Here is a 17882-nt window from a genome sequence, read left to right on the forward strand (position 1 = left end):
TGACATTTTTTTGAGGGAAACACAGAGAGCGCTAAGCCCACAGAGTAAGAGAAGAAAGAGATTTAATTGATGTATGATTATAAATCATTTGTCAACATCTCTTTTTTAGCTGGACTCAAATATTTGCTTAACTCCACGTAAAATTTTCTTTTAACAAATCCGAAAGTTCCTGATTGTAAGGTGTGAAATAATTAGTCAATTCTTGTTCGAGTTCAGGCGGCATTTGGCTGTATAGCTCTACATGATTAATTTCATATTCTTTAATTGCACTCTCACTAATATCTAAGAAATTCAATACTTCCGAAAAGACTTGGCCGGGATTTGCGTAAAAATCTTCTGTTTTGAGAATTAGCAACTGTTCCCTGGGAAAATAATCAAGCCAATTTTTAATTTGTTCTACATAAATTCCCCGCGACAAATAGGAATAATGCTGGTGATTAAAACTGTAATAATTTTCATCGGCTTTCATTTTTTCAATCTCACCTTTGAGCCGATCTGGTTCAGAAGCGAGCGCCTTTTCAAAATCCAACTTTTCGCAGCCACTCGCCACTTCTAAATGATAGTGCATCCATGCTCGTTTTACCGGGTTTCGCAGCATCACAATCAGCTTAACATCCGGGAAACACTTGTAAACCCGCTCGGCCACTAAAGGATGATAAATATAATAAGCAGTCATCTCCCACAGCAACACCTTTTCACCAGTTACAGTGCGAGCCAACTGTTGGCTGTACCAATCAACACCACGCTCATAATTCACATCAAAAAAGTGAATTTCGCGGGAATTTTCTTTAATTTGCAAGTACTTTGCGAGATAGCCGTAGAGAGATTCCGTGCCACAGTTTTGAGCGCCAATAATTAAAAAATCAGGTTTTTGCTTAAGTCCCAACTGATTTGAAGCATTGACGTAGCCGGGATTATTTTTATTCAAATCGTAAGTTGTAGTGGCTGGTTCCGGTAAATCCAGAAGTGGCATTTTGCCCTCAAATTCCCAGCGGTACGGCGGACAAAGAATCGTTTTTTGGTTGACAGTCGATCGCACGTACAGCGGATAAACCTGCCAATGATAATCATAGGCGTAAGCCAAAGTTTCCTCGTAAACCCCAACATTCACGTAATACTGACCGTTTCCTAAATCCAGTCTGTCTATTTGCAGCCGGATTTTGCCTTTCCCTTTCACCAGTGGGAGCAGTCTGCCCATTTGATTAGTATTAGTCTCAAAACAACTTTGACCATCATCCCTGCTGATTGTCACAGCAAAAATAGCCGCCGAAATTTCCTGAGACACCGAATAATTAATTTCAATGCTAATAGCATCACCGCTATCTATTTCCGAATTGGGAAACACTTTGACATCGCTAATTTCTACTTCCAAAGAACCGAACCGATTCTGATTACCTAGCAGTGGTGACTGGCTACTTGTAGCTTCCGCAGCAGGCAGGGTACTGCGATTTTCTGTGGACGATCGCATTTCTGACAAATACTGACCGACTATCACTTCCGGTTCCCCATAAGCCACAATTTCACCTGATTTTAGCCACAAAGCCCGATCGCACATTTTCTGAATTTGCGACGCGGTGTGAGAAATCAAAACAATTGCACATCCTTGATTCTTAAACTCAGTTATCTTATTCAAACATTTAGTTTGAAAAGCAACATCACCAACCGACAAATGTTCATCAACTAACAGCACTTCTGGATCGGTATGCACCGCCACCGAAAAAGCCAGCCGCATTTTCATCCCCGTACTGTAAGTCCGCATCGGGCTGTCAATAAACTGTTTTAACTCTGCAAATTCCACAATATCGTCAAACCGGCGCGCCACTTCCCGGCGAGTCAAACCGGCCACCACAGCACCCACAAACACGTTTTCTCTGCCCGTTAGATCCGTGTGAAAACTCGCACCCAAATCCAACAAGCCGCCAATTCTGCCGTTAACTTTAATAGAGCCTTCCTCAGCCCGGCAAATACCGCCGACAAGTTGCAGCAGCGTTGATTTTCCCGCGCCATTCTTGCCAAGAATTCCCAGCATTTCGCCCGGAGAAACAGTAAAATTTATATTACGCAGCGCCCAAAAACTCGCCTCCGGCTTCAGCTTCCACCAACCGGACAAAGCGGCTTCCATAATCGTATGAGGTTTCGCGGTAGAGTAGCGGTTAAAACGCTTACCCAAACCTTTGACAATAATTGCTTCACGCATTTACACTTCCTCCACAAAATGAGCGCTTTGCCGTCTAAAAATTCCCAGTCCGATGGGTAAAAGAGCCGCCACAGCCAAGCTCAAAATTAACAGAGCAGACCAATCCGGCTGCATACCTTTAAGAAGTATGGCGCGGTAAGCTTCAATCAGGGGCACCATTGGATTTAAGTAATAAAAAATCTTAAATTTGTCCGGGACGCTGCTGATGTCGTAGAAAATCGGAGTCAGGTAAAACAGCATCTGCAAAACTACTCCCAAAGTGTGCTGAGTGTCGCGGAAAGTGACATTCAAAGCGGCAAGGGGATAAGCAAAACTAACTGTCAGGAAAAACTGAATAATCATCAGTAGCGGCAACAACAAGAGCACTGCATTCAGAGGAGCGCCATCAATTGCCAGAAAGATAAGTAACACCGGCAATGCTAAGAAAAAGTGAATGAGCCCCGTCGTCGTCGTGACTACCGGCAAAATTGCCGGGGGGAAATTTGGCTGCCTGATTAATGGCTTATGATTGGTAATTAATGCCGTTGATTTAAATAATACCGTTTGAGACCAATTCCAGATTAACAAGCCGCTGAAAGCAAAGGAAGAAAATTTTGGAATATTAAGGGGTACGACAGAGCGAAACAAAAAGGAAAATACAGCCAACTGTAACAGCGGACTGATTAAAGTCCAAGCAATCCCCAAGGTCGATCGCTTGTAAAGTAATTTCATATCGCGATCGACCAACACCCGCAGCAAATCCCACCAATGAGCAATTTTGCGCCGATAAACCAGCTTTCCCGCATTTCTCACCGCACACCTCCGGCAACTATCTGAGCTTCTCGCCCGGATGCCTCCCAGGGCTGAATCTTAACCAAATTCTGGGTCAGCTTGTCAGCAATGGGTTCTAAAAAATCAGCTTCAATTTCTTTCCTTGCCATAATTACCATTGTCATTTTTTCTTCCTTTTAACTCTAAATTACTATTTATTTCAAATAAATTAAAGGCTTAATTACACCTCTATTTGTTTTTTTTCCTCTCATCTAATTATGTCAGTTAGTAGAAAGGATTTTTCAGTTTTTTTTGTCCAATACTGTACATAACTCTAGATGTTGAAGTAGGGTGTTGTCAACTAAGCTAGACTCAGAAAGATCGGCACTTTTGGGCATACCGTTAGCCCCGATCGCCCGAGCCAAGGGTGCGGCAAAGTCAAGCGCCAGAATCGATCGCAAGTGAGCGCCCCGCAGCGGTTCTGCGCCCGCTTGCGGAACAATGTGGCCTACTGTCCGTTCACCGTAATACAGGTAAACCCCAGCCGGGCGTTCCGCGTCTAGCAGGCGTTCTGCCTCGAACAAACCTTGCTGCAAATCGATGTCAATTTCATGTCCGCCCAAATCGCCGCTCGCCGGGCCTCCTTCCAAAAAACTAGAAATTGCCGATCGACTTTTCAACTCATCGATGACACCCCTCAAATACCAATAACCGCGCAATTTTTCCCACAACCACCGCCAAGTTCCCCGCATCCGCAAGCTTTCGAGTAAATCAAGAGATTTCCTCAGTCCCACGGCCAGGCAATCCACAGCAGCAGGCCAGAAAAACGTGACCGCCACCAGAATTTTATCTACCACCGAGTAAGCAGTTTCGTAGCCTGCTAGCTGCAGTGTCGGTCTAAGTTCCGGGTGTCGCTGGCCGATCAAAACATCAGATCGCCCTTCCTGACGGGATCTGCAGAAATAGCGATCGAGATTGTTGGTTTCGTGTTCGTAATGATAGCCCACTGCATCCCGCGCTACAGCAAAAGGTACATCAGCTTTCAGCAAACGCACCCCAAACTCGTAATCTTCCCCGCCGCAGTTCCCGAAAGCCGAATCGAAGCCATCAAGACGAGCAAACAGTTCTGCATCCAGAGAAAGGTTGCCACTGAGCAAATCTTTATAAGTAAATCGGCGATCCGGCTGGCTCATCTGATAAAACTTGTCTTCCCACCAGGATCGCGCTTGCACATCAAACAACCTAGTCGCTCCCTGCAACTTAGGCGGGTAAGGGCCCATGACAGCGCAGCCCGGACGCTCTCGGTGAGCGCGCGCGTGGCTTTCCACCAAAGGTGGCAGGGCTTCGATATCGTCGTCGAGAAACAGCAGCAATTGCCCGGTAGCCGAAGCAGCGCCCGTATTGCGGGCCATTGAAGCGCTCCGGCAATTTACCTCGATCGCGTGCAGTTTAAACGGAGCTTTGTACTCTCGTAGCATTGCCAAAGTATCGTCTATGCAGCTATCTGCCACCACAATAACTTCGATCAGCTCGAGCGGATAAGTCTGCGCGTGCAAAGCATCAAGAGCGCGCCGCAGCGAAGAACTTCGATTGTGGCTGGGAATAATTACGCTAACAGTTAGATGTTCCCTGTTCATATTAGATTGATAATTGGTAATTGGTAATTGTTATTTGGAAATTAATATTTGGTATTTGGTATGTGGCGATTTATAAGTGGTGATAAAAATTCCCAACACTCTTACTTCTTCGCTGTCCCATCAATATCCATCTGTTAAATCCCTTCAATCCACTACACCATCCGTTGCCGAATTTCCCTCTTCCTCCTGAGTAACTATTAATCCAAAAAGCTTAGACCTTAGTTTTATTTCCCCGATTAATCTGTGGAGTAAATCTAAAATCTAAAATCTAAAATCTAAAATTGATTGACTTTCCCTTTAACTTCCTGCAACCGCTTGCGAGAAGCAAAATAAGCCATCGGCCCGCTAATGCAGCCCCGCAGTTGAGCCAAAAGTAAATCACTAGGAATAGATCCCGGTTGCTTTCGCAAAGAAGCAAATAATTCAGGAATTTGCTTAGAATACAGCCATCCCAAAGCCAATCGCACCACCCCTAATTCGCGATTTTTTACCAAAATCCGCGTCCAGAAAGCATAGACTCCGATTCCGTAGCCTTGGAGCGTTTTTTGCAATTCTTCCCAAGTGCCCCGATGGCGGTGCCAGCTCAAGGCTCTCGGATCGTAGACGATGCGGTAGCCCGCGCGCAAAATGCGGGCAAACAGTTCGCAGTCTTCGCCGCCGACTGTGGGCGTTCCCGCCCCCAAAGCCTCGTCAAACAAGCCGATAGAGTCGATCGAACTTTTCCGCAAAGCCATACTCGCCGAAACCCCCACAGGAGCGACAACCAGCGGGTTGCAGTGCGCCCCGTCAAAAATTTGGCGCTCAAAGCCCCGCCCGTGGGGGCTGTAGCGCTCGAACCATTCTTGCGCCTCGGTTTCCAGTTCCAAGGGCATCACCAGCCCCGTGACGCACATCACTCGCGGATCGCTAAAATTCCGCAAGAGCGATCGCAGCCAGTTCGGATCGGGAGCAGCATCGTCATCTGTAAAGGCTACGAATTCATGTTTAGCTTCGCATAAAGCTCGGTTACGGGCAGCGCTGGAGCCTGGTAAGTCTTCGCGCACATAGCGGACTTTTGGGTAATTTTTGACCAGTTCCTTCGTAGCGTCCGTGGCCGGACAATTGTCAATTACTAAGTATTCCTGACCGTCGTCTGGGAGCTGCATAAACGCTTCAAGAGTGCGCCGCAAATCTTCCGGGCGATCGCGCGTGCAAACCGCTACTGTGGCGATCGGCATTACCTGCATGGGCCCGCGTTCATCCCATGCGAGGGCATCGTAGAGCCAATTTTTCCACAGGTTCTCGCCCGCAGCATTCATCAGTATTTCCTGCAATTGATCTCGATCGATGCGACCTCCGGCTACCGAAAATAGAGCTTGACCGATCGGTTTGCTGTGCAGTCGAATTAAAATCAAGGCTTTGCTGTAACGCTCCTCAACCGTAATTTCTGGCGGGAGTTTGGAGATTTCCAGGTCAAGAATAGCTGTTGCCATTTTATATTTTAGATTGCGAATCAATCATATAAACTCCGTATATTACCGGATGTATTTTAGCGAAAATTGTTTTATGGGATAGCAACTTCTCAATCCCATGCTTGCCTAGCCTCGCTCGCGAATCAAACATAAAGCATTATTTTTAATATTGCTTTTATTTATTTTTACTTTCTATTACCCGCTGATGTCAAGTTTTTTTCCAACAGAATATTTGTCGTCGAACACCTTAGCTCGTTGAGGCTGGTGTCAATTGCAGGTGTTATGGATCGTCGGCACTCTCCCCAGTCTCGCCATTAATGCCACCTCTAAGAACCTTATTTTTTGACAAAACCTGGTTTGTGCCAGCGCTCCTCTTTTCAGCTTGAATTGCGATCGGGTACTATTCTCTACAACATACCCAACAATTATACACTCTCCAAATTCAAATTTTCGCAAGTAGTAATTCTATAACAATCCCAAGTTAGTTGTGAGAATATAATAGAGACAACCCCTGAAATACTATTTTTTGAGCCTCAATTCAACTACTAAATATACTAGGGGAAAAAAATATATTGTATGGGCGGGTTTAGCTAAAAATTGATTTTATACAAGCCACTTTTTGAACTCCAAATTCCTCAGAGGCTGTTTATTCATAACACTTAGTTACCCGCTCTCAATGAGTTGATAGCGTCCATCAATAACCACGTAAATTAATCCGTTTTTTTATTAAAACACTTTAAATTCTATTATAATAACCTGAATATTCAGGATTATCTAAAAGTTTACTACGGTTAATTTATCAAAAAACTAAATTTTATAAACTGGTATTTCTAGGTTAAGATTTGCCTAGCGACGAGGGCCAGTTCCCGATCTATAATGTCCTGTGCAAAGCGCGGCATTCATTTGCTGAATGCAGTCAACCAACAGGGATATCGCAGAAATCAAACGATACATATTAGAGAGCTACGAAGTGTTATTGGACTCCAAACACAGCTATTACACACTTTTTAAATAGGCACGGGTTAGCTAAAAAAAACTTAAAAACCAACCCCAAAGAAGACCCAACAATGATAAAAAAAACACGAGATAACAGACTGGTTGGAAACTCATCAAGCTGAGATTAATTCTGGCAAGTTAGTGGTATTTTTACAGGATGAAGGATGAATATCATCCATTGTCGGGGGATTGAGGTGGCTATGTTGGGGGTAAAACAAAAGAACGCATCTTTTTGTCCCCTAGTCAATCAGCGGAGTAAACGAACCTATTATGGGGCAGTCAGTCGATTTTAGATTTGAGTTTTGAGGCTTCGGCGATACGTTGGGTGAGCGATCGAGCCGCGCTCAGACCTTCGGCGAGTACGAGCGTCGAGTCGCGCTGAGTCGGGCGATTTGAGATTTACTCCACAGATGAATCTGGAGCTGGAACAAGAGTCTAAAACTTTGGGCTGCGGGCGATTCCTGTCGGAAACTTGTATCCGTTTGTGGGCGGGGTCAAAAAGCCATTTAACTAATGCGAATGGGAAGTCCCGCGCTCTACCGAAGGTGAGCGTCGGAATGAAAACTCGCGGTGAAAATAAATTGAGCGACAGCGAATCAATATCGTTTTTGTGCGCTATGATCTTATCGGTATTCTGCAATCTTGATAAATGTATAAAGCTTACAAGTACAGAATTTATCCCACAGATGAGCAAGAAGTCTTGCTTTCAAAGTCTTTTGGCTGTGCGAGATGGTTTTGGAACTATGCTTTGAATCTATGTCAAGAAACTTACAAGAATACTGGCAAAGGACTATCTAGGGCATACATACAAGGCTTGCTCCCTGCACTCAAAAAAGAATACGAATGGCTAAAAGAACCCTATTCTCAATGTTTGCAGGTGGTTGCATTGAATTTATCTACTGCCTACAAAAACTTCTTTGACAAGAGGGCGATGCTGCCCAAATTCAAGTCAAAGCACAGCAGGCAGTCGATTAGCTATCCTCAAAACGTCAAATTCGACGGTGACTATATCAACCTACCTAAGATTGGTTTAGTTTTCTGTCGGCGACATCGTGATTTTGAGGGCGACATCAAGACCGTTACCGTGTCTCGCAACCCGGACGGCAAACATTTTATTTCTGTTTTGATTGACGATGGGAAAGAACAGCCTGAGTTAGTCCCAGCAGATAAAGCTATTGGCATTGATGTCGGGTTAACCCATTTTGCTATCACCAGTGATGGTTCCAAGTTCGGTAATCCCAAGCATTTTGTTAAACGCCAAAGAAACTTAAAGCGCAAGCAACAGAAGCTTGAGCGCAAAAAGAAAGGCAGTCAAAACAGGAAAAAGGCAAGACTGGCGGTGGCAAAAGTTCACTCCAAAATTGCCCGATGCCGCGAAGATTTTCTGCACAAGCTATCCCGCAAGATAGTCAACGAAAACCAAGTTATTGCAGTAGAAAGTCTCAATATCAAAGGCATGGTAAAGAATCATAATTTCGCTTCATCCATTAGTGATGTTGGCTGGGGTATGTTCTGCACGATGCTCAAGTACAAGTCTGAGAGCGAAGGAAAACAATATGTCGAGATCGATAGATGGTTTCCTAGCTCTAAGACTTGCCATGTATGCCTAAATCGAGTTGATAATCTCACTCTTGATGTTAGAGCGTGGAGTTGTCAGCATTGTGGTACTCACCACGACCGTGATGTAAATGCAGCCCTCAACATTAGAAATGAAGCCTTGCGGATTTTGGCGTTAGGAACTAGCGCTTCTGCCTGTGGAGGGGATGTAAGTCGATCTGGTAAAACTTCGGTTTTGTTGGACGCTATCCCTGTTGAATCAGGAAGCCAGCGCTGTACCACTTAAGTGGTCAGCGTCTGGTAGTTCACACTCTCTCCTCGATAGCCACAAGGTTTGCTTAGAAGAATGTATCAAACTTTTACAAAGAAACCGAGCCAACTCATAAAGTCTCTGTCTGCCCGGACAAAAGCAGTTAGCTAGCCCGATGCTGGTTCTCCGTTTTTCAGATTGGACTATACACGGCACTCAAAACCCTAAAAATGAAGATTTGTAAAGTTTTATCAAGATCTTTGGGCATCTGAATTAAAATCTTCTCATAAAAAAGACTAGCTTTTAGCAGGCGCAAATTGTGGAAAAAGATTTAAAACTCAGAATATGAGATCGAGCTCGCTGCTCTTACATGGTGCAATAAAATGTAACTTTTGATGCAAGAACCAGTAGCCTGAACTTTGTCTAAGGCAGAATGCCCGTCCCGCCAATGCCTTCGGAAAATCGCTTTCTTGGGGCTGCATCAAATCTTAAGTGCAATTACTTTCCTTGCACGAGAGCCGGAGCCTTCGAGCAAACATTTAACTCCAGGGCTTACGCACCACAACTTTAGATAAACCGGGTTTTTGTACCGGGAAGGAGGGCGGCAACAAAGTGTTTTCGTCCATCAAATCCGGTTTCTGCGTCCGAGACAGAACTTGATCGAATGAATGCAGTTGCAACCAATGTTTAAATGTGGCGATACTGCAAGTTGCGTGCAAAGCAGGGAGCTAACCGCAGTGATGGATCTCGATTGTTTACCTTACGGCGCAGGCCACGCACAGGAAGGGGTCTGTCTGCTAGTCCGAATGGGGCCGCACCGCATTTTACTAGACTGCGGTATAGAGGATATTGCACCGCTGTCAGCGACACTAAATCGATCGCTGCCAGCCGATTTTGTGGTGTGTACCCACGCCCACTCTGACCATGCCAGAGGTTTGCTAGCACTCCATCAATCTTTCCCCCACTTGCCAATTTACGCCAGCGAAGTGACAGCGCGACTGCTACCGCTGAACTGGCCAGAAGTGGCTCAGCAGCCAGAGTCCCGGTTCTGTCAGGGACTGCCCTGGCTGTCGCCGCTCGAAGTGCGCCCAGGACTGAGCGTGCAGTTGTTCCCATCGGGCCATTTGCCCGGAGCGGCGACTGTGCTGCTGACTTATGCCGCCCCGCACCGCACCTACACAGTGGTTTACACCGGCGACTTTTTCCTGTCCAATTCTCGTTTGGTAGAAGGTTTGCCCCTGGGAGAACTCAGGGGCATGAAGCCGGATGTGTTAATTTTGGAAGGCAGTTACGGCACGGCGCGCCACCCTCACCGCCGACAACTAGAAAATCAGTTAGCCGATCGCATCCACCGCGCCATCGCCGACGGGTACTCGGTACTGCTGCCCGCGCCGGCCCTTGGTTTGGGGCAAGAAATGCTGATGCTGCTCCGCAGTCACCACTACTTTACTGGCCGCGACTTGGATATTTGGGTGGACGGCACTGTCGCCGACGGGTGCGACGCTTATCTGGAACTGTTACCCCAATTTCCCACCGCCGTCCAAAATTTTGCTCTGCACCAACCTTTGTTTTGGGACGAAAGGGTGAAACCCCGCGTCCGCCGGCTGTCTGCCGAACAACGCCCCGGATTGGGAGCCACGCCCTGTATTGTAATTACAGACAAGTTAGCTGATTTGGGTTTGTATGTTGCCGATGGCACAAATCCTTGGATTTTGCTCGCCCCTCAAAAACCAGGATATCCCGTCACCGACTGGCTGGGCAACAGGCCCCTATTTGGAGTCACAAGTGTCGAAACTTATCTGCTAGCCGAACACTGCGACGGGCCGGGGACTACCCAACTCATCCACAATTTGCGTCCCCAGCACGTAATTTTACTCCACGGTTCCCCTGCATATTTGGCTGACTTGGCTAACTTGGACGAGCTGCGAAACCGCTACCAGTTGCACACTCCGGCGGCCGGAACACTGGTCGAATTGCCGATCGGGGAAATGTTTTTGCAGCCCGCTATCCCAGAAACTAACTATGAGGGAGAACTCAGCGAATTGGGGACAGAGGTAGCAATTAGCTTGCCGAGTCCGATTACAGCCGATCCTCGGTGGGCCAATTTTGCCGATACCGGTTTGGTAGAAGCGCGCTGGCAAGGCGAAGAACTGGTACTGCGCGGCATCTCCCAGCGGGAACTGCTTTTTCAAGGCAGCGCCGTTCAGGCAAACCTCGAATGCTGTGGCAATTGTCAGCACTACCGCAGCCAGCGCTGTTGGAACCAGTCCAGTGCTTTGTTTGGCTTTAAAGTTACCCCCGACGGTTACTGTCCCGTGTTTAAAGCGATACCGGAGTCGGAACTTTTCCTAGATGGCGAAACAGACGGCGAATAAGCTGTCGGGCATCTAGAAACCAGCCTGCAGGTCTAGAAAACAAAAGAACAGCCCTGGACGCACCCAGACAAAAAACCCGGTTTGAGCAGGGGTAAGCTGTCGCCCATTGAATTTTTAAACTACTGTGTACTTACGCTCTTGTCGCGTGGGCAGGAGATCCCGCCATTAAGCTTAAATTTAAAGGCAAAATAGCTTATGTGGTCACAACCCAGAATATGTTTGGCCTAAACCGGGTTTTTTGCATAATTTCTCCACAAAAAAGGGAGAAAAGTAGTTTTCTTTTCCCCCAAGTTTTCCTTGTGCCTCAAGCGCGAGAGCAAAACTATTCCAAATTCGAGTCCGGGTAGTGATTGCGAATTTGTTCGGCTTCGGGACAATCGTCAGAAACTAGGGGTTCGCAGTTAGTTCGGGACACCGAAGCCAACTTCTGGGACACAGCTCCAATACTTTCGAGACGCACCATTTCTTCCCAAGAGCTGATTTCGTCTTCTTCGTCGGTTTCGTAGCGCAGCGTGACTAGATCCCCTTCAATATCTAGGATACGAGCGCGCTCTATCCAACGTTGCTGATCTCGAAGAAAAATAGAAACCTCACGACCATCACAACAGAGTTGATAGATTTTGCGCTGTAGCATTTGTCAGTTCTCCTGCGCAGTGTAACTTGCTTAAAATATGGTCTGTTTACCGTAACGTACTTTGGGTTTTACATCGGAAGGCACAGCCGTATGGACTGGCCAGTTTCACGTTTTCCGCAACTTTTGTACCGATGGGAGTTACCAAATTTGATTTTACCACCAAATCTATCTAGTACGCCATTTATCCAATTACAGGTTCTGCAGCCAGTGGCATCCCTCGTGAGAGGCATTTGCCAGCATAGATCGAAGCATTAGGACTTGACGACAGCACCCGATTAACAGCGACAATAACAACAGACTCTGCCTCAAAAATCTCGCTCTCTTTTGCCTCTACTTCCCCAGAAATCTTTTGTTTCGACGTTTGTTCGATCGCCCACTAACACCGTCAAGGCTCAATCTCAAATCTCAACTTTCACAGCGAAAGCTCTAAAGCGACACTCAAACAGCGACAATAAAAACAGACTCTGCCTCAGAAATCTCGCTCTTTTCTGCCTCAAGTCCCCCAGAAACCTCTTGTTTCGATGTTTGTTCTGACCCCGAGTACCCTATGTGAACTCAATCTAAAATCTAAAATCTAAAATCTAAAATCGATTGACCGGAGTGTGATAAAAATCACTGACAGCAGGCCGCCCCTAAATGTAGAAAATGGTGGCGGCCAACAACTAGCTTCAAAACGGGCAGCGGAACCTGTGGCGGTTAAGCTAAAAGAATTGCGGTTCCGTTCAAAACAAATTGGAGTCATCGCTCGTGCGTATTAAGGAGGCTAATTGATGGTGTACGCAGAAAATTGGTCGCAGCCGTCTATCTTGGAGCTAGCGAGATCGGGCAACTTTCAAGCCCTCAATTACTGGATTGACAGCTTGCTGCGACCCGAAGGGATTTATGCCCGCGTCGAACAGGCTCAGGCCGGCTGCGTCCAAATCCTCGTAGAATTCCAGCGCGAATTTGCGCCAGATACTACATTACTCGGCAGCACTCTCCGGGAAGGCTTAGTCAAATTTATTTGCCACCAACTCTGGAGACTCAACTCGCCAGCAGTAGAAGGAGTGCGAATTCACGCGCGCTTGGCTGGGGATGCAGACATTCTCTGGAAACAGTCAGTGCGAATTGTCACTCCAGCAAACCGCCAGCGGCGACGTTACCGTTCCCTACCGGCAGTCGATTGGGTTAAATTTAAAACGTATCGTTCTCTGCTGCTAGTGGGATCGGCACTGGCCTCATTTATTTTAGGGTGTTGGGTCAGCTACCACGAAGCTCTGACCCTGCGGTCAGTATCCCCAGTATCCGGGTACCAGCAAACTGCAGTAATGTCGGGGCCGCCTCCAAAACGTGCGGATACGGTGCAAGCGGCCTTAGAAGTGGTACCAGTAGTACAGCAAAAGCAAGTTGCTAATCCTTACGACCCAACAGTAACGCTGATGTTCGGAGGAAATGTGAATCTATCGGATGCGCTCGGAGCATCTGCTGCCAACGATCACCAATGGGCTTTCGCCAATATGGACGAGTACCGGCAAGCAGATGTGGCGATGGTTAACCTAGAAAACTCCCTGACTCGCTCTACATTGGGGTCTGGCAAAAAACAATTAAATTTTAAAGCCGATCCAGAATCGGTGAAAGTATTAACAGCGGGAGGAGTGGATATTGTCAATCTGGCAAATAGCCGGGCTATGGATTACGAGGAACCGGGACTGGTGGAGACGATGAATACTCTAGATAGTAGTGGGATTCAACACCTGGGAGCCGGCAGAGATATTAAACAAGCGAGGCGTCCAGATATTATTGAAGTTAAGGGTCAGCGGATTGCCTACCTCGGTTATTATGATGCCGAGCTTAACGTCGCCGACCAAGGGAAAGCGGGGACTAACCCCCGCCGTAACAATCGCGTGGCCGAGGATATTCGCGCTCTTAGGGGTCAGGTAGACTGGATTATTGTTAATTACCACTGGGGAGTCGAATTGGCAGATTATCCGGGCGACTGGCAGATTGATTTGGCTCGGTTCACGATCGACCAAGGAGCTGATTTGGTAGTGGGACACCATCCCCAAGTATTGCAAGGTGCAGAAATTTACAAGGGCCGTCCGATAGTTTACTCGCTGGGTAATTTTATATTCGGCCCGAATGCTCGCAGGGATTACGATACCGCAGTCCTGAAAGTATCGCTCAAAGACAGGAATATGAAGGTAGAGTTTCTGCCTGTGGAGGTGAAAAAGTTTCAGCCGAAGGTGGTGAAGGGAGCCGCAGCGGATCGCATCCTCAAACGTGTCGAGCAAATTTCTAGTATTTTCGATCGACCGATGCAATCTTCTGTAGTTCTCGATGCCCTAGTCCAGCCAGGAGCGGCATCAAAAACTCCAAATTCTCCATTGCCAGGAGCAGCAAAGAGCGGTACATACCAGCCCGGGCGAGGTTCCGGGGGAACCTCCGGTGAAAGCACTCAGCAAGGGCCCGGACAACCCAAACCTACTTTGATTTTGCCGGCTTTGCCGGCTGCGCCCCAACAGCCGGACAACTCCTCATTTTTCCCGAACGGGACAGGGCCTGCAATTGAGTCAAACCCACCTCCGAATCAAAATTTGCCGCCGCGCATCTACCCCACTCAACCTCAAAATCCCAGCCGGGAACCAGAGCCGTTTACAAAAGAGCCATTCATCAAAGAACCGTTTATTTCGCCCCCATCTCCTAGTCAAGGAGCAGTGCCGAGTCCCCAAAGCTATCTTCCCCCCACTGGGGCTGTATCTTTTGAAGTCGCACTCAAACAGCAGCCGGCCTCCGCGATCGTTCCAGCTAACAGCAGCAAGCGCTCCAAGCACCGGATCGCCCTGCCTCCTATAGCTGGGAGCATTGGTTAGCCGATGGGGGTCGGAACAACGAGGAGGCAGGGGGAGGATAGGGGCGGTAATGGGTGAACATCAACATACCAGCGACCAATTATTAACGACCGATTTACTGACAACCAATGATCAATGACCTACTACCGATGACAAATGTGTTTGCGATCGCGCTCAAGCAAAAGCAGTACAAAACCTATATCCTCTCCGACGAAACCGCTAACTCTACTCTAGAAGTTGTGCCGGAACGGGGCGGTATTGCCACTAGCTGGCTGGTTGAAGGCAAAGAAATCTTCTATTTGGACGCGGAACGGTTCGCCAATCCCGATCTAACTGTACGTGGCGGGATTCCCATCCTGTTTCCCATCTGCAGCAATCTCCCCGACAATACTTACACGCACAAGGGAGTGGAGCGTCAGCTCAAACAGCACGGCTTTGCTCGAGACTTGCCTTGGACAATAGGCGAACAAGTTACGGAGGGTTGCGCCGCTATTACGCTGATTCTCGACAGCAGCGACAAGACGCTGGCTGTTTATCCCTTTGATTTCCAACTAGCCTTCACTTATCAGATTAAAGGCAATTCTTTGGAAATTTTTCAGCGATACACCAATCTGTCTGCTGAACCCATGCCGTTTTCTAGTGGTTTGCACCCCTACTTTTTCGCGACGGACAAATCTAAGCTGCGCTTTGATATTCCGGGGATGCAGTACAGAGATCAGAACACCCATTCCAAGGGTTACTTCACTGGGGTTTTTGACCCGACGTTGGATGAAATTGATGTTTCCTTTGACGAACTCACTGGTCTTGCTGCTACTGTCACTGACGCCGCGAGCGGCTTGCGGCTCACCCTCAGTTACAACTCCAGCTATGGGAAGTTGGTTTTCTGGATGGTGAAGGGCAAGGATTTTTACTGTTTGGAACCTTGGACTGCTCCTCGAAATGCCCTCAACACTGGCGAACACTTGATTTATTTGCAGCCGGGAGCGACTTGCGAAATGCTGGTTCGGATGACTGCAAATTTTATTTAAAAAACACTTGCTATTTCAAATGAGGGGTGCTACTATTAGAAATTGTGTGCGGTAACAATGTTTTCGCGGGTCGCTAGCTCAGCGGTAGAGCATTCGGCTTTTAACCGATTGGTCTCGGGTTCAAATCCCGGGCGACCCATAAAAAATTTGTGAGTTAAAAATTTTGAGTTTTGAGTGGAATGCTCGGAACTCAAAATTTTGTTTTTTGAACTTTTAAGTAAATCTGGAAAGATAGTGCGCGATCGGTGGCAAATTGTCTTAAGATTATCGTAAGAATTGAGCTTGTCCAAAATTCACTGCCCAAAAATCACAAATAATTAGGAGGAATATCTATGGCGCTTGTACCTATGCGATTGCTGCTCGACCACGCGGCTGAAAATGGTTACGGCCTACCGGCTTACAACGTCAACAACATGGAGCAAATCCAAGCGATCATGCGCGCTGCTGACGAAACCAACAGCCCTGTGATTCTGCAAGCTTCTCGCGGCGCTCGCTCCTACGCTGGCGAAAATTTCCTGCGCCACTTGATTTTGGCAGCAGTTGAAACCTATCCTCACATTCCCATTTCCATGCACCAAGACCACGGCAATGCCCCCGGCACTTGCTATTCTGCCATGCGCCAAGGTTTCACCAGCGTGATGATGGACGGTTCTCTGGAAGCGGATGCTAAGACTCCCGCTAGCTACGAGTACAACGTTCAAGTTACCCGCGATGTGGTGAATGTTGCTCATTCGATCGGCGTTAGCGTTGAAGGCGAACTGGGTTGTTTGGGTTCTCTGGAAACAGGGATGGGCGAAGCAGAAGATGGCCACGGCTTTGAAGGTGCGCTTTCTCACGATCAGTTGCTGACAGATCCTGAACAAGCTGTGGATTTCGTCGAGCAAACCGGCGTTGATGCTCTAGCAGTTGCGATCGGCACTTCTCACGGGGCTTACAAGTTCACTCGCAAGCCGACTGGCGAAATTTTGGCAATCAGCCGCATTGAAGAAATTCACCGCCGCTTGCCGAATACTCACTTGGTGATGCACGGTTCTTCTTCTGTGCCCCAAGAATTGCTGGAAATTATCAACAGCAACGGTGGCAAAATCCGCGAAACCTACGGCGTACCTGTGGAAGAAATCCAAAAGGGTATCAAGTGCGGCGTTCGCAAGATCAATATCGATACTGACAACCGTTTGGCGATTACCGCTGCGGTGCGCGAAGCTTTGTTTGCCAAGCCCGATGAGTTTGACCCCCGCCACTTCTTGAAGCCGTCGATCAAGTATATGCAGAAGGTTTGTAGCGATCGTTATAACTCTTTCGGTTGCGCTGGTCACGGTACAAAGATTAAGCAAGTATCTTTGGATGATTTTGCAGCTAAGTATGCTAAGGGCGAATTGAGCTCTTCTGCTAAGAAGACTGTGGCTGTTTAAGAATTTTAGGTTTTAGATTTTAGATTTGTCTGAAGTCTAAAGTTTGGATTGCCGGGTAGCTTTGAAGTTGCCCGGTTTTTGTTTGTGCGAGTTTATGTATTTAGTTACTGGGCGATTGAACCAACATTCCGCATATCATAACATTAATTGGGGATTTTTTTTGTAAGAAATGGCTGTAATTATTTGTCTACAAGCATTGCGCTGATGTACAAATATGAGTTTTATTAAAGAGTGTTTATTTGTTCTCAATAGTCATTAATGAGCGAGAATATGTTGGGATTAAATTTATAGGATAAGGTTTTCTCGTCAACATATTTTTGACTATCTTAAGAAGTGCGGAATGTGTTCAACAAGTCGATCGCACATTCGGACCACCAAAATCCCCGCCACCAAAATCCCCTACGCTACCCCACAAGTCCGCCGGGGGTTGAAACCCCCGTCTCATAGCAAAAGTCCTCTAAAAGAGGACTGAAAAGCAAATTAAATAAACACTCAAATATTTGTCACCATAATCGATTATTTGTCACCATTATTCAGTCGGTTTCAACCGACTTTAGCTATGAGACAGGGGTTTCAACCCCTGGCGGAATCGCGGACTCGCGGACAAACAAACAACCCCCCGGACAAACAAACGACCCCCCGGACAAACCATCGGACTGACGAATAAAGGATAAATCCTCCTGGTGTTGCACATATAGCAATCCTAAATGATTTTCTGTGTGTAACTATATTGACGTATTTTGGGGAAATCAAATGTATGTTCGTTA

12 protein-coding genes and 1 tRNA gene are annotated in these 17882 nt (G+C 47.1%); 7 read left to right on the plus strand and 6 right to left on the minus strand.

The window, feature by feature from the left end; all coding sequences use genetic code 11:
- Positions 1–127: 127 nt before the first annotated feature.
- The 5 genes from QUB77_RS24270 to QUB77_RS24290 all read right to left on the minus strand — a co-directional run bounded on the left by QUB77_RS24270 (position 128) and on the right by QUB77_RS24290 (position 6056).
- The gene (locus QUB77_RS24270) at positions 128–2197 is read right to left on the minus strand and encodes a Wzt carbohydrate-binding domain-containing protein (RefSeq protein ID WP_333172232.1); all 2070 of its coding nucleotides are present in this window, start codon (positions 2195–2197) and stop codon (positions 128–130) included.
- Positions 2198–2989 (minus strand): ABC transporter permease, encoded by a 792-nt coding sequence (locus QUB77_RS24275; protein ID WP_333172234.1) that lies wholly within the window; start codon positions 2987–2989, stop codon positions 2198–2200.
- Positions 2986–3132 (minus strand): hypothetical protein, encoded by a 147-nt coding sequence (locus QUB77_RS24280; protein WP_333172237.1) that lies wholly within the window; start codon positions 3130–3132, stop codon positions 2986–2988. Before QUB77_RS24280 ends, QUB77_RS24275 begins: the two co-directional genes overlap by 4 nt.
- A 117-nt stretch (positions 3133–3249) precedes the next feature.
- Positions 3250–4584 carry a glycosyltransferase family 2 protein gene (locus QUB77_RS24285; RefSeq protein WP_333172239.1) on the minus strand — a complete coding sequence of 445 codons (1335 nt, stop codon included), beginning with the start codon at positions 4582–4584 and terminating at the stop codon, positions 3250–3252.
- A gap of 275 nt (positions 4585–4859) precedes the next feature.
- Complete coding sequence (locus QUB77_RS24290; RefSeq protein ID WP_333172241.1) at positions 4860–6056, minus strand: glycosyltransferase; 1197 nt, start codon at positions 6054–6056, stop codon at positions 4860–4862.
- Between the two features lie 1624 nt (positions 6057–7680).
- Between QUB77_RS24290 and QUB77_RS24295 the strand changes: the two genes are divergently transcribed.
- Both QUB77_RS24295 and QUB77_RS24300 read left to right on the plus strand, forming a co-directional pair.
- The gene (locus QUB77_RS24295) at positions 7681–8874 is read left to right on the plus strand and encodes an RNA-guided endonuclease TnpB family protein (RefSeq protein ID WP_333172243.1); all 1194 of its coding nucleotides are present in this window, start codon (positions 7681–7683) and stop codon (positions 8872–8874) included.
- 704 nt (positions 8875–9578) lie between these two features.
- Complete coding sequence (locus QUB77_RS24300; RefSeq protein ID WP_333172408.1) at positions 9579–11213, plus strand: MBL fold metallo-hydrolase; 1635 nt, start codon at positions 9579–9581, stop codon at positions 11211–11213.
- Between the two features lie 322 nt (positions 11214–11535).
- Here the strand turns inward: QUB77_RS24300 and QUB77_RS24305 are convergent, their stop codons facing one another.
- Positions 11536–11847, minus strand: a complete 312-nt coding sequence (locus QUB77_RS24305; RefSeq protein WP_006633466.1) for a DUF6679 family protein — start codon at positions 11845–11847, stop codon at positions 11536–11538.
- 602 nt (positions 11848–12449) lie between these two features.
- Here QUB77_RS24305 and QUB77_RS24310 point away from each other — a divergent pair.
- The 5 genes from QUB77_RS24310 to fba all read left to right on the plus strand — a co-directional run bounded on the left by QUB77_RS24310 (position 12450) and on the right by fba (position 17115).
- The gene (locus QUB77_RS24310) at positions 12450–12605 is read left to right on the plus strand and encodes a hypothetical protein (protein ID WP_333172245.1); all 156 of its coding nucleotides are present in this window, start codon (positions 12450–12452) and stop codon (positions 12603–12605) included.
- A gap of 12 nt (positions 12606–12617) precedes the next feature.
- On the plus strand, positions 12618–14696 hold the full coding sequence (locus tag QUB77_RS24315) for a CapA family protein (RefSeq protein WP_333172247.1): 2079 nt from the start codon (positions 12618–12620) through the stop codon (positions 14694–14696).
- A gap of 137 nt (positions 14697–14833) precedes the next feature.
- On the plus strand, positions 14834–15703 hold the full coding sequence (locus QUB77_RS24320; RefSeq protein ID WP_445251767.1) for an aldose epimerase family protein: 870 nt from the start codon (positions 14834–14836) through the stop codon (positions 15701–15703).
- A 67-nt stretch (positions 15704–15770) separates the two neighbouring features.
- Positions 15771–15842, plus strand: a tRNA-Lys gene (locus QUB77_RS24325).
- 193 nt (positions 15843–16035) lie between these two features.
- Entirely contained in the window at positions 16036–17115 is a 1080-nt protein-coding gene (fba, locus tag QUB77_RS24330) for a class II fructose-bisphosphate aldolase (RefSeq protein ID WP_006633469.1), read from the plus strand.
- Positions 17116–17882 lie beyond the last annotated feature (767 nt).

The sequence above is a fragment of the Microcoleus sp. AT9b-C3 genome, from assembly GCF_036705485.1.
GTDB lineage: Bacteria > Cyanobacteriota > Cyanobacteriia > Cyanobacteriales > Microcoleaceae > Microcoleus.

Excerpts from the sequence above, each read along its gene's own strand:
- QUB77_RS24270 (WP_333172232.1), bottom strand. The coding sequence starts at position 2,197 with ATGCGTGAAGCAATTATTGTCAAAGGTTTGGGTAAGCGTTTTAACCGC.
- QUB77_RS24280 (WP_333172237.1), bottom strand. The coding sequence starts at position 3,132 with ATGACAATGGTAATTATGGCAAGGAAAGAAATTGAAGCTGATTTTTTA.
- QUB77_RS24285 (WP_333172239.1), bottom strand. The coding sequence starts at position 4,584 with ATGAACAGGGAACATCTAACTGTTAGCGTAATTATTCCCAGCCACAAT.
- QUB77_RS24290 (WP_333172241.1), bottom strand. The coding sequence starts at position 6,056 with ATGGCAACAGCTATTCTTGACCTGGAAATCTCCAAACTCCCGCCAGAA.
- QUB77_RS24295 (WP_333172243.1), top strand. The coding sequence starts at position 7,681 with ATGTATAAAGCTTACAAGTACAGAATTTATCCCACAGATGAGCAAGAA.
- QUB77_RS24300 (WP_333172408.1), top strand. The coding sequence starts at position 9,579 with ATGGATCTCGATTGTTTACCTTACGGCGCAGGCCACGCACAGGAAGGG.
- QUB77_RS24305 (WP_006633466.1), bottom strand. The coding sequence starts at position 11,847 with ATGCTACAGCGCAAAATCTATCAACTCTGTTGTGATGGTCGTGAGGTT.
- QUB77_RS24315 (WP_333172247.1), top strand. The coding sequence starts at position 12,618 with ATGGTGTACGCAGAAAATTGGTCGCAGCCGTCTATCTTGGAGCTAGCG.
- fba (WP_006633469.1), top strand. The coding sequence starts at position 16,036 with ATGGCGCTTGTACCTATGCGATTGCTGCTCGACCACGCGGCTGAAAAT.